Origin of the sequence: Paenibacillus silagei (assembly GCF_017874735.1) — a bacterium.
Taxonomy (GTDB): domain Bacteria; phylum Bacillota; class Bacilli; order Paenibacillales; family Paenibacillaceae; genus Paenibacillus_AQ; species Paenibacillus_AQ silagei.
Genome location: NZ_JAGGLV010000016.1, coordinates 78,048 through 89,964, shown reverse-complemented (window position 1 = coordinate 89,964; position 11,917 = coordinate 78,048). Strand labels below are relative to the sequence as shown.

The 11,917-nt window shown below is 54.7% G+C and carries 9 protein-coding genes; 1 reads left to right on the top strand and 8 read right to left on the bottom strand.

The features are described 5' to 3' along the window. Positions 1 to 394: 394 nt before the first annotated feature. The 7 genes from J2Z70_RS21910 to J2Z70_RS21880 form a co-directional block, all read right to left on the bottom strand. Positions 395 to 1,690 (bottom strand): homocysteine synthase, encoded by a 1,296-nt coding sequence (locus J2Z70_RS21910; RefSeq protein ID WP_209876756.1) that lies wholly within the window; start codon positions 1,688 to 1,690, stop codon positions 395 to 397. 145 nt (positions 1,691 to 1,835) lie between these two features. Beyond that, complete coding sequence (locus J2Z70_RS21905; protein WP_245368429.1) at positions 1,836 to 2,810, bottom strand: alpha/beta hydrolase; 975 nt, start codon at positions 2,808 to 2,810, stop codon at positions 1,836 to 1,838. Positions 2,811 to 3,112: 302 nt separating this feature from the next. Continuing rightward, a complete protein-coding gene (locus J2Z70_RS21900; protein WP_209876752.1) occupies positions 3,113 to 3,859 on the bottom strand; it encodes a GntR family transcriptional regulator in 747 nt (248 codons plus the stop codon). After that, on the bottom strand, positions 3,846 to 4,859 hold the full coding sequence (locus J2Z70_RS21895) for a sugar kinase (protein WP_209876750.1): 1,014 nt from the start codon (positions 4,857 to 4,859) through the stop codon (positions 3,846 to 3,848). Before J2Z70_RS21895 ends, J2Z70_RS21900 begins: the two co-directional genes overlap by 14 nt. Then, positions 4,852 to 5,607, bottom strand: coding sequence for a 2-dehydro-3-deoxy-phosphogluconate aldolase (dagF, locus tag J2Z70_RS21890; protein ID WP_209876748.1), 756 nt, complete (start codon positions 5,605 to 5,607; stop codon positions 4,852 to 4,854). The genes J2Z70_RS21895 and dagF overlap by 8 nt, the downstream gene beginning before the upstream one ends. Next, positions 5,607 to 6,713 (bottom strand): DgaE family pyridoxal phosphate-dependent ammonia lyase, encoded by a 1,107-nt coding sequence (locus J2Z70_RS21885; RefSeq protein WP_209876746.1) that lies wholly within the window; start codon positions 6,711 to 6,713, stop codon positions 5,607 to 5,609. The genes dagF and J2Z70_RS21885 overlap by 1 nt, the downstream gene beginning before the upstream one ends. Further along, a complete protein-coding gene (locus tag J2Z70_RS21880) occupies positions 6,691 to 7,800 on the bottom strand; it encodes an amidohydrolase/deacetylase family metallohydrolase (RefSeq protein WP_209876744.1) in 1,110 nt (369 codons plus the stop codon). The genes J2Z70_RS21885 and J2Z70_RS21880 overlap by 23 nt, the downstream gene beginning before the upstream one ends. A 262-nt stretch (positions 7,801 to 8,062) precedes the next feature. On the opposite strand from J2Z70_RS21880, the gene J2Z70_RS21875 reads away from it, so the two are divergent. After that, the gene (locus J2Z70_RS21875) at positions 8,063 to 10,399 is read left to right on the top strand and encodes a helix-turn-helix domain-containing protein (protein ID WP_209876742.1); all 2,337 of its coding nucleotides are present in this window, start codon (positions 8,063 to 8,065) and stop codon (positions 10,397 to 10,399) included. Between the two features lie 430 nt (positions 10,400 to 10,829). On the opposite strand, the gene J2Z70_RS21870 is transcribed toward J2Z70_RS21875, so the two are convergent. Continuing rightward, on the bottom strand, positions 10,830 to 11,846 hold the full coding sequence (locus J2Z70_RS21870; RefSeq protein ID WP_209876740.1) for a glycoside hydrolase family 130 protein: 1,017 nt from the start codon (positions 11,844 to 11,846) through the stop codon (positions 10,830 to 10,832). Positions 11,847 to 11,917: the final 71 nt, after the last annotated feature.

Below are 11,917 nucleotides of genomic sequence, written 5' to 3'. Positions count from 1 at the left end.
GGCACACAGTGATCTAATGTATTTACTACAGCAGATCTTCTCTTTAGCGGTTGTAAAAAGCGATCTGTTGCAGTTTGTACAGCAGATTTTTGCGGGAGAGGTGTTTTGGGGCCGTATGCCGGAAATCTGTTGTATGGAATACATTAGAACGGATTTTAACGCCGAAAATGGCCTAATCCATTGCAGAAAGTACAATTGCCGTGCAACTTCAGCGCGAACACATACCTCACCAACCGTTTTACTCACAAACGATTCCCCCGCTGACACTCCTCTCTCTTCCCATTACTCCCAAACCCACCTCCTGCTAAAAAAACAAGACCACTGCCTAATGCAGCAATACGCTGCATCAAACAGTGGTCTGTAATTCCTCTTCCTATGCTGCAAGGAACAGCGCCTAAGCCTGCTGGCTGGCAGAAATCGCCTGCTCCAGATCATAGAGGATATCATCGATGGATTCAGTACCTATGGACAAGCGCAGCAGCTCCGGTGTAACACCGGCGGTAATTTGTTCTTCGTCCGACAGCTGCTGGTGAGTGGTGCTGGCCGGGTGGATGATCAGCGACTTGGAATCGCCGACATTGGCCAGATGGGAGAACAGCTTCACGTTCTCGATCAGCTTCACCCCTGCGGCCGCCCCGCCCTTAATTCCGAAGGTCAGAATCGCGCCCTGGCCCTTAGGCAGATATTTCTGTGCCAGCTCATACGAAGGGTGACTCTGTAGTCCAGCGTAGCTGACCCACTCTACCGAATCATGCGCCTCCAGATACTGGGCAACCTTGAGTGCATTCTGGCTGTGGCGCTCCAGACGCAGGTGCAGCGTTTCGAGACCCTGCAAGAGCATCCACGAGTTAAACGGTGAAATGGCCGCGCCCAGGTCACGAAGCAGTTGAACCCGCGCCTTGATGATATAAGCAATCGGACCGACCGCTTCAGTGTAGACTACCCCGTGGTAGCTCGGGTCCGGCTCGGTCAGGCCCGGGAACTTGCCGCTGGCCTTCCAGTCGAACTTGCCGCCGTCCACGATGACTCCGCCGATAGAGGTACCGTGGCCGCCGATGAATTTGGTCGCCGAGTGTACGACGATATCCGCCCCGAATTCAATCGGACGCAGCAGATACGGACTTGGGAAGGTGTTGTCTACAATCAGCGGAATCCCGTGCTCGTGGGCGATGGCTGCAACCTTTTCGATATCCAGAACGTTCCCTCGCGGATTACCAATCGTCTCAGCGTAGAGCGCCTTGGTCTTGTCCGTAATCGCTGCCCGGAAGTTCTCCGGGTTATCGGAATCCACAAAATTCACCTTAATGCCCAGCTTGGGCAGCGTCGTGGAGAACAAATTATAAGTTCCGCCGTACAGGCTTGCGGAGGAGACAATCTCATCCCCTGCCCCGGCAATATTCAGAATAGAGAAGGAAATCGCTGCTGCTCCGGAAGCGGTCGCCAGTGCCCCTGCCCCGCCCTCCAGCGCGGCAAGACGCTGCTCAAACACATCGGTGGTCGGATTCATCAGCCGGGTATAGATGTTGCCGAACTCCTTGAGCGCGAACAGATTAGCAGCATGCTCCGCATCCCGGAAACCGTAGGATGTAGTCTGATACAGCGGCACGGCACGGGCTAAAGTAGTGGGATCAATCTCCTGGCCTGCGTGGATGGCGAGGGTTTCAAAGGACAGCTTGCGCTCTTCTGACATGGGTATTTCCTCCTCTAAAATAGGTAATGTCAAATGTTAACTCTATAAGATTGTACCTATTCTCTCACAAACCATGTCATTTGAAAAGATAAAATTCTTATTAATTCACTGTGTTTTATTAAGTTTAGTAAGCCCCGGCATAGCCTCATGGCTGCTGCGCTATCCCCTTCATGAAGCTCATGAATTTCTCCGCAATTTCTTTGGGATGGGAACGGTACAAATAATGATTGGCATCCAGCAGCTCCATTTCTGCATGTACGGAATTCTTAATCAGCTTCTCATGCTCAGGAATCCATTGATCGGTTGCCGGATGCTCTGCTTGAACAAAAAGAAGGACAGGAAGATTAGGAGGGAACGTTACCCCTCGCTGTTCAGCCCCTTTAAAGCTGGAGTACATGTTTTCTGCCTCATTTAACAGAGTGGTGTTATACATATTTCTCTGTATCAGCAGTTTCAATTGTTCTTTGGTATGTTCATCATACGGCAGTCCCTCATAAGGGTCAGCACTCAGCTTCAATTGCAGCCGGGCGAAGCCCAGATTGCGGAACCATTTAACCATGCTTGTCTCTGAAGACTCTATTTTCTTCTCGCTCAGCGAGGGTACACTGCTATCCAGTCCGACAAATGTACTTACTTCATCTGAGTATTTATTCACATAATCCAGACTATAAATTCCTGAAATAGAATGGCCCATAAGGATATAACGGTCAATATCGAGCTGCTGCAGCGCTTCATGGATTTCATTTACGATATTCTCTGAGGTTCGTTCTTTCTTCGTTGCGTCGCTTAGGCCGTAGCCGAAAGGCTCAACCACTACAACCTTGTAATGCGGAGACAGCTCATCGATGAGCAGCTTGAAATCAAGCGCCGGTGAAGCTGTTCCGAAGCCGGGAAGCAGCACGACCGTGTCCGGGCCATCTCCTTGAATGAACACATTCATATTCTTGCCGTCTACGGATACATGCTGGCCGTAAGGCTCAATCCTTTTGGCCTCCGCATTGCTGCTGATTACATTCGTGATATACACAATCCCCACAAAAATCACAATAGCGAGCAGGATGGCTCCCAATATTTTAAGCAGAATCTTGCGCAGTTTCTTGAACCCCGTTTGATTTCCCATTATGTTATTCGCCGATGGTCTCATGTTCATCTTCCCCTATCTTAACTGGTAGTAAGCTTGCTTCATTGCCGTTAATGCAAGCTTACCGAACGAAGATGTACTCTTTATGACGACAATATGAACAGAATATGAACCGAATATGTACTATCAGGCGGACGCTATCGCTCCTACAGTTCCAAAATCCCCCTCCGCCACCTTCCCTTTCCGTATATTTTCAAGTTCAATCTATATAAGCAAAAATGCTACAGTTACCTACAAGCGAGCTTGTGTGCAACCGTAGCATAGAATGAGAGTGACGAGCCTCAGGTGTCGTAGCTGACCAGATAATGATGGAGCTCCGTATTATAGCTGCCGATGCTGTGTTCGATCAGCCTGCCTTCCCCGTCATAGGAGTTGCGCAGGCGCTTCAGCACAGGCGTCCCCGGCGGAAGCTTCAGCAGCAGGCATACCTCGGGTGGTGCTGACTCGACAAAAAACCGGTCCCTGAAGTTCTCCAGCACGATGTCGTTCTCCTCCAGCGAGTCGTACAGGGACTGGATGTCCTCCCCCAGCTCTGCCGACCCTCCGCCGGGCAGTGCTGCTGCTGTCAAGAAGTGCACCAGATGGATATAAGGCTGTCCATCCAGAATATACAGACGTTCAATCCGCTGGCAATACGGCCCGTAGCGGCTGTATTCCTCTGTCCCAGTCTCATTGGTGACCAGACTTGTGCTCAGCAGCTTCTTTTCCAGCTTATGACCTGCTTCAACCAGCAGCTCTGTGAACCGTTTGCCCTTAGAGAGCTTCTGATAGGCGGTATTGCGCATGACAATGGTTCCGACACCGCTTTTCTTCTGCACATAGCCTTCCTGGGCCAGCTCCTGGACCGCGCCGCGGACCGTCATTTTGCTGACACCGAACTCTTTCTCCAACTGCGGCTCGGAAGGGATAATGCTGCCGAGCGGGTATACCCCGTGCAGAATCCGGTCCTTGAGGATCTTCTGGATCTGCTGGTATAAGGGGCCTTGCTTGCGTTTCAGAGACACCTTACGTTCACTACCTTTCAACATCTGAGGTATGGCCATCCAGCGCGCGGAGCACCTCGCTCTCGGTGAACAACGCTGTATCGCCCGGGATGGTATGGGCCAGCATCGCTGCGGCCGCTGCCATATCCACCGTCTGCTGCTGCGGATAATCCTGCAATTCACCATGAATAATGGCACTGGCAAAAGCATCCCCGGCACCGATCCGGTCATACACAGGGAAGGTGAGCTTACGGGAGAACGCGAACGTACCTTGACGGTACAGATATCCTGTGAGGGAATGCGTATTGTCTGCGTTAATCTCACGGTGGGTGCCCGCTGCCGCTGCAATTCCGAAGCGCTCCGCCACAGCGGGAACCGCTTGCTTCAACTGTGTTATTCTATCATAATCTGCCGCTGCGGTGCCAAGAATGTACAGCGCATCCTTCTCGTTCATCAGCACCAGATCGGCAAGCGTAAGCAGCTCTTCGTAATGCGGGCGGGCCTTGGCATACCCCTCCTCGCCCCATAATGCCGGACGGTAGTTACAGTCGAATACCACCCTGCCCCCCGCACGCTTCACCTCCGCCGCAAGCTGCTTCATCTGCCCGCGCACCCTGTCATTCATAGCCAGCGTAATGCCGCATAGATGAAGCACATCCACCCGGGAAGCCAGCGCCGCCATATCATACTGACCGGCCTCAGCGGTATTGAAGCTGCTGCCCAGCCGGTCGGTATACGTGACTCTTCCGGGGCGGGCACCGAACCCGTTCTCCAGGAAGTACATCCCGAGGTGCTTGCCGCCCCGGCGGATCAGTGACGTATCTACCCCAAGCTTGCGCAGATAAGCGATTGCGGCTTCCCCTACCGGAGTCTCCGGCAAGGTCGTGATTAATGCTCCGTTATGGCCATATCTGGCCAGCGCTGCCGTTACATTTACCCCGCTGCCCGAAAAAGAGTACTCCAGCCTGCTGCTCTGGGCCAGTGTCTCCACCCCCGGAACCTGCAGCCGCATCATCACTTCGCCAAATGCAGCGATTCTAGGCATACCGGTCCACCAGTGATTTCATCGCGCTGAGCAGCGTGCGGACATCCTGGATGTTCGTATTCCCGGACTGCGGATCGATGATCGAGGAATAGACATGCGGGATCACCTGCGGTACACCCGCCTGAAGCGCAATCTCCAGAATGGGCGCGAAGTTGTCCAGATCGATGCCGCCCGTAGGCTCAAGGGCAAATCCCTCTTCTCCGCAGGCCTTGGCTACCGCACGATACTCTTCTTCCAGCTCCAGCCCCTTCATCGGATAATATTTGAGCGCATTGCCGCCCATGTCCCGGACCAGGGCGATGGAGGCGTGCACCGGAACGATGGCCTGCGAAGCATTCCCCGCGCTGACCGGGCCGGTGGATATATTGACATAGCCCGGCTGTCCGCAGGGAGAGACCAGGCTGTTAATCCAGCTGTCCTTGGCTCCCAGATTGGCCCGGGTCGCGCCTACAGCCGGAAACACCTGATTGATATGGCTGCCCGCATAGCTTGAAGCAATCTCTGCGACTACCGCCGCCTGGCGGTTGTCTCCGGCTCCAAGCCCGATGGATACGGCGTCCTGAATCACCTGTCCATATTCCGTCATAGCGGCGGATGCTTCCCTGGCGTTGGCGTAATTTTTGGAGAGTACGCCTACCAGAACATGCCCTTCGGCAGCCTCGTATATATCCTTGGCATTCCCGATACTGCCGGCTAGTACATTCAGTGCCGCTCTGTTCTTATAGAATCGCTCCTGAATCTTGCTCATTATGATCTGCCCCCTATAATCTCATGAATTCTGCTGACAATGACCTGCAGATCATCGCCCTGCAGCGGCCTTGGATCGATATCGAAATACCCTTGCTTCACTCCATAGTCCCGGGTGTACACTGCAATCTCGCCTTCCCGCAGGCGGTCATTGACCTCCCTTGCATCCACGCCCGCAGCAGCGGCATCAATCTGGATGCGTCCCCGGTAAATCGCCCGGCCTGCTTCATCCTGCACGGTGCGGACCGACACTCCAGGAAGATCAGAGAGAGGCTGAAGTGCTTCCAGCGCCTGCTTCTCCTGCATGCTGTTGTCAGCCTTGTCCTGGTATTCGTCCAAAGCCTGGAGCAATCCGAAGGTCGTCTCTTTGCCGACCTTCATGCTGCGGCCGATCCCGTGCAGCTGCACCTTCAGCCAGCCGATGTATTTCTTCCCGCCCGCTACAATGCCTGAAGTAGGACCTTCCACCGCCTTCGAGCCGCTGTAGATGGCCAGATCGGAATACTGGACATACTTGCGCAGATCCTCCTCCGCAGCCGCATCGACAATCATCGGTACTCCCCTGCGCTGTGCCACCTCCCAGGCTTCCTCCACCGAGATCATATTCTTCTGGACCGCGTGGTGGGATTTCACATAGAGGATCGCTGCAGTACGTTCACCGATGGCCTGTTCAATATGCTCTGCACGGCCTTCGTTGGCATATCCCGCTTCAACCACCCGGCCGCCGCCGAGGAAAACCATCGTCTCCACCGGCGCTCCATACTGCACATTATGGCCCTTCAGCATAATGATCTCATTCTTCAGCACCGGCTCCTGGTGCAGGCGCAGACTGAGGCGGGGATCTCCGGCGGTCACAATGGCTGCCACCGACAGCGCAATGCCGCTGGAGGCCGAATTCACGACAACAGCCCCTTCCGAGCCGAGCAGACGGGCGATGTACGCTCCCGATTTGTCCACCAGATCCGCAATCTCCACGTACTGCTGCCCGCCCTGCTTCATTGCCTCCATCACCGAATCTGTTGGGGCAGATACACCAAGGATGCTCATTCTTCCACTGGCATTAATCACACGCTTCAATCCATATTTAGCTTGTAATGAGTGATCCATTGATAAAGACTCCTTTTGCTTCAATATAGTGATTCGCGGTCCGGACATCGCCCTCCGAGTCCATAAGCTGCTTCTCTCCGGCTTCCAGAGCGAACAAAGTCAGGTTGGCCTGCCCGCCTACCCGGATCTGCCCAAGCTCCGGCTTGCCGAGCCACGCTGCGGCGCTGCTTGTGACTGCACGGATCACCTCTTCCAGGCTGTAGCCGAGATAGAGGAATTTGGTCAGTACATCCGCCATACTGTACACTGGACCATTCAGCCGGTTGCCCCGGTAGATGTCTGTGCTGATCGTATTCAGGGCAATCCCGGCCCGCTTGGCCTGCTCCGCCACTTGGAAGGAGAAGCTTGCCGTGCCGTGTCCTACATCCAGCAGGACGCCCCGGGCCACAGCGTCCAGCAGCTCGGGCTGCGGTGTGCCGTCCGCCCGGAACAGATTATTAGCTTTGCCGTTCAGGTAATGAGTGATTACATCGCCCGCCCGCAGCAGCTCCAGTACCTCGGAGATAGCAGGCGGAGCGGAGCCGATATGCACCATGAGCGGGAGCTTCATTTCATCCGATAAGGTACGCGCCAGCTTAAGCGGCTCAATGCCGCTGTCCTTGACGACACTTTGGCTGATGCGGGCTTTCAGGCCGACGATGAATTCAGGATAAGCCTCTACTGCTGCAAGTGCGCAGTTTCGGTCAATCCAGTCCAGCTTGGAGAGCTCATCGGTCCGCGTAAGGCCGATTCTTGAGATATTGAGCAGCGCGAATACCCGTGTATCCGCCAGAAGACTGGCACTATAAAAAGCCCCGATCCGGTCTGCCCCGCAGCTTCCGGCATCCACCACTGTCGTCACTCCCTGCTTCACCCCGATCTCGTCGATCACATCGCCGTAGGGGTCAAGCTCCGGCACAGCATGTACATGCAGATCAATCCATCCGCTGGAGCCGTATAACCCGGAGCAGTCCAGCAGGGTCCTGCCTTCTGCCTGGCCTGGCGGGGTAATCGCGGTGATGATCCCATCCTGAATGGAGATATCCACCGTCCGGCCGTCCACCAGCCGCAAATTGCGCAGCACGTTCTCTGTGCCCACTTGTCCCATCTCCTTTTTTCCAAATACAGATTTACAGGGGAATTACAAAAAATGATTAATGACATGAACTCCATACATCCTTATATTTAACAAGTAGTAACGGACATGCCGTCCTCTTAGAAAAATATAAAGCTGCTTCACTCCAAAGATTATAATGTTATAATGTTTATAGTAGCACAAGTGTAATCCAGAAGAGAACTGCAATTTCTAAGTCAAGAGGTTCCATCCTAGATTTCTAGTCCGAATATCTTAACACTGGAGGTACTGCTGTATGGCTAATTCCGCACCCAAGCCATCCTTGCTGAACCGGTTCCGGCTGACCTGGAATCATTTCAAGTCAAGGCTGCTGCTGAAATACGCTTTTTCCTATATCCTCATGTTCCTGATCCCGCTCACAGGTGTTACCATCTTCGTCTATGAAAACGCCGTCAAGGGCCTGCGGGTCGAAATTGAACAGTCCAATGTCAATCAGCTCAATCAGGTGAAAAGCACCATCGACGGCCGGATGAACGAGCTTCAGGAGATCGCCGGAAGAATCGCCTATGACAAGCATCTGACTCCTTATATGGTCCGGCATCCCTATTACAGTCTGGAGGCGATTCAGGCACTGGCGAATTACAAGGCCAGCAGCAGCATCGCGGAGGATCTGTTCCTCTACTTCCACGGTGATTCGAATATCTATTCTTACCGCGGGCTGGCTGATCTTCATGTCACCTTCGATACCCTCTATCAGTTCGAGCGCTGGACCCCGGAGGAGCTGCGGCGCGACTTGAACGAGACCCGTCAGCCGCTCGTCCGTCCTGCCGAGAATGTGACCGTCAATTCCCGGATGGAGCCGATGCTCGCCATGCTTGTCCCGGTGAAGCCGAATGACCCTTTCCCTTACGGGACGGTCGTCTATCTGATGAAGGAATCCAATCTTACCGGCGTCATGGATTCGGTTCTGAGCGATTTCTCAGGCAGCAGCTATATCTTCGGCCCCTCCGGCGAGGTGCTGACCGCGAACAGCCATGGCGTCAGCTTTCCCCAGAACGAGCTTCAGACCCTATCCGCCCTTGAGCCGGGGATACACAATCTGGAGCTGGACGGGGAACAGTACTCCGTCGTGTCCGTGCAGTCGGAGGAGAATGGCTGGACCTACGTCACCACGATGCCCAGCTTCCAGTTCTTCAGCCGGGTTGCCCATGTCCAGACACTGATTCTGATTGTCTTCTGTATTACAGTCGTTACCGGCATAGCGGCCGCGCTGCTGCTGGCCAAGCGGCAGTATCACCCGATCCGCGATCTGATGGAGTTCGCCAAGCCGAGAGGCAACGGCAATGAGGCTCCGAAGCTGCGCGATGAATGGGAGTCCATCCGGCAGACGCTTCATGACTACAGTGCCCGGATTGATCTCCAGGAGCCTTTTGTCCGCAACCAGTGCATGCTGCTGCTGCTCAAGCACGGCCAGCCGGATGATCCCGAGATTGAACAGATGATCCTGAGCGCAGGCTTCCGGCATCCGCAGGGACAGGGCCTCTACTTCTCGGCCATCCTGTCCTGGGATGATACCGCTCCGGGCGGCAAGTCCTGGCAGGAACGCCATCTGCTGCAGGAGATGCTGAGCAATATCTGCCTGCCGGGCCCGGATGCGCAGATCTTCGGAATTGAATTCTCGGTCAAGGACCAGTTCGCCCTGATCATCTCCCTTCCAGGGGAGGGAGAACTGCCCGTTCAGAGCCGGATGGAGCAGGTGATTGAAGCGATTCAGGATGTGATCCGTGAACACTCGCAGCTTGCGCTGAGTATCGGTGTCGGTATGGCCTACCGTGATCTCGCCCGGCTGAACCAGTCTTTCATTGAAGCCGCCGCCGCGCTGGAGCACCGGATGATCCGGCGCAGCGGCCAGGTCACCTACTTCGAGCAGCTTGCGGAGCTGAACCCTGCCGCTGCCGAGAGCTTCTGGATTCCGCGTAAAACCATGCTGAAGCTGGAGCAGAGCCTGAAGCAGGGCAACGAGTCGGTGGCGGCCCAGATGATTGCCGACACCATCGACACGATCAAGGACGAGCCGCTGCAGGTTCATCTGCTGCGGTGTATCTGCTTCGATCTGCTGAATGCTTTTCTGCGTACCGCCTCGGAGCTTGGCATGGATGAGGTGTTCACCAATATGCCGGAGCTGACCTCCTTCGAGACGCTGGAGGAGCTGGAGAGCCGGCTGCTCTCGCTGGCTTCCGCCATTTGCGCCCAGGTGGAGCGGAACACCGAGACCAGCGAGTCTTCCCTGATGGATGACATTCTCGCGTATGTGGACCAGCAGTTCGCCGACTACACCCTGAGCCTGGAGCATGTAGCGCTGAAGTTCGCCATCTCAACCTCTTATCTAAGCCGCAGCTTCAAGGAGAAGACCGGCAGCAATTTCTCGCAATATATCTGGCAGCGGCGTGTGGACGAGGTGATCCGGCTGCTGGAGAACACCAGCGCTCCGCTCAAGGAGATCATCGAGCAGGTCGGTTACCTGGATGCGCCCAACTTCATCCGCAAGTTCAAAAAAGAAACCGGCCTGACGCCGGGGCAATACCGCAAGGAACATGCCTTGAAGGGGGCCGCTGCGAAAAGACCGGTTTGATTGTGCGGAGCCTCCGCCCTGTGGCTAGGCTGAACCATGGATAGGCTGAACCTGAAATTGCGATGTCCAAGCAATTATTTATCCTGTGAATAGTTAATAGCCTGAACCCCTGAAATCTGGTGAGCACCCCTATAATCCTGCAACAAATGCAACATTTCCCGTATCGGTTTGGCCCGAATCCGCGATTGTTGCACAAAAGGCAGGATTTCACCTTTTTCAGGCCGCTTAGCAGGCAGATTGTTGAATTCTATGCAACAATCTGCCTGTACACCTGGCTACCTACGAACCGAAGCTGCAAAAAGTGCAACATTTATGTCCTCAATGCCTTATAAAGGAGTTCCCTGGCAGTTGGGAGTAAACCCCTCGCCCGCAGGGGAACTGGGACTGGTTGCTCCACTTCATTGCCTACTCCGATTTCTGAAGCTGCCGGCTACTCCGCTTCCTGCAGAATATGCTCCACCAGTTCATCCAGCGGCACCGTGGCGAGCGCGATCGCTGTGTCCGTTACGCCGTAGTAAATATAGAGCAGACCGTCCTTGACCACATTGCCGGTCGGGAAGATGACATTGGGAATCTGGAAGCCGAATTTCTCGTAATACGTCTCCGGCTCCATAATGAAGTTATGGGTCCGGGCAATGATCTTCTCCGGCTGCTCCAGATCCAGCAGCATCGCCCCCACGCGGTAGACGATATCCTCATCTACGCCGTGATAGAGCACCAGCCAGCCCTTGTCTGTACGGATTGGAGGCGTAGAGCCGCCGATCTTCCGCGATTCCCAGGACAGGTTCCCGGCGGTGGCGAGCAGCTTGGGCTCTTCCCAATGCACGAGATCCTCGGAATAGGTAATCCACATGGCGGCTTTCTCCGTTCCGTAAGCCTCGCCCACATATTCTTCGGGGCGGCGGAGCAGCACGAATTTGCCGTTTATTTTCTCAGGAAACAGGATGTTGTCCCGGTCGTTAATGTCCAGCGGCGTGGTGTCCGCGACGAACTCCCAGTCCAGCAGATTGGTTGACTTCAGAATCGAGGAGCGGGTCAGCCAGTGGCCCTCCTCTTCCCCCCAACCGTCCGGGTAGGCCGGAATGGAGCGCTCAGGGACGCCGCGCCCGGTAGGATAATAGCTCATGGCGCAAGGGCGCAGGGCGTAGTTCAGGTAGAACGTTCCGTCGATCTTCACAATGCGCGGGTCCTGCACGCTACCGTACGGAAAGCCCAGCATATCAGGTGTTACAATCGGCTCATCCTTCACATGGGTGAAGTTCACGCCATCCTCGCTCTCCAGCAGCCCCAGAAAGTTCTTGCATGGGGTCAGGGAACCGGCGGTGCGCTCGATCATATAGAATTTGCCGTTATCGATGATAACCGCCGGGTTGAACACGGTCACCTTGCGCCACTCATAGCCGCCCGGGACGACAATCGGATTATTGGGATGTCTTGTAATTTGCATGTCTATTCCTCCTGCGAATGATGTTCGTGGTATATAGGAAGCACTGTGGTATACAAGAAACACTTAGGATT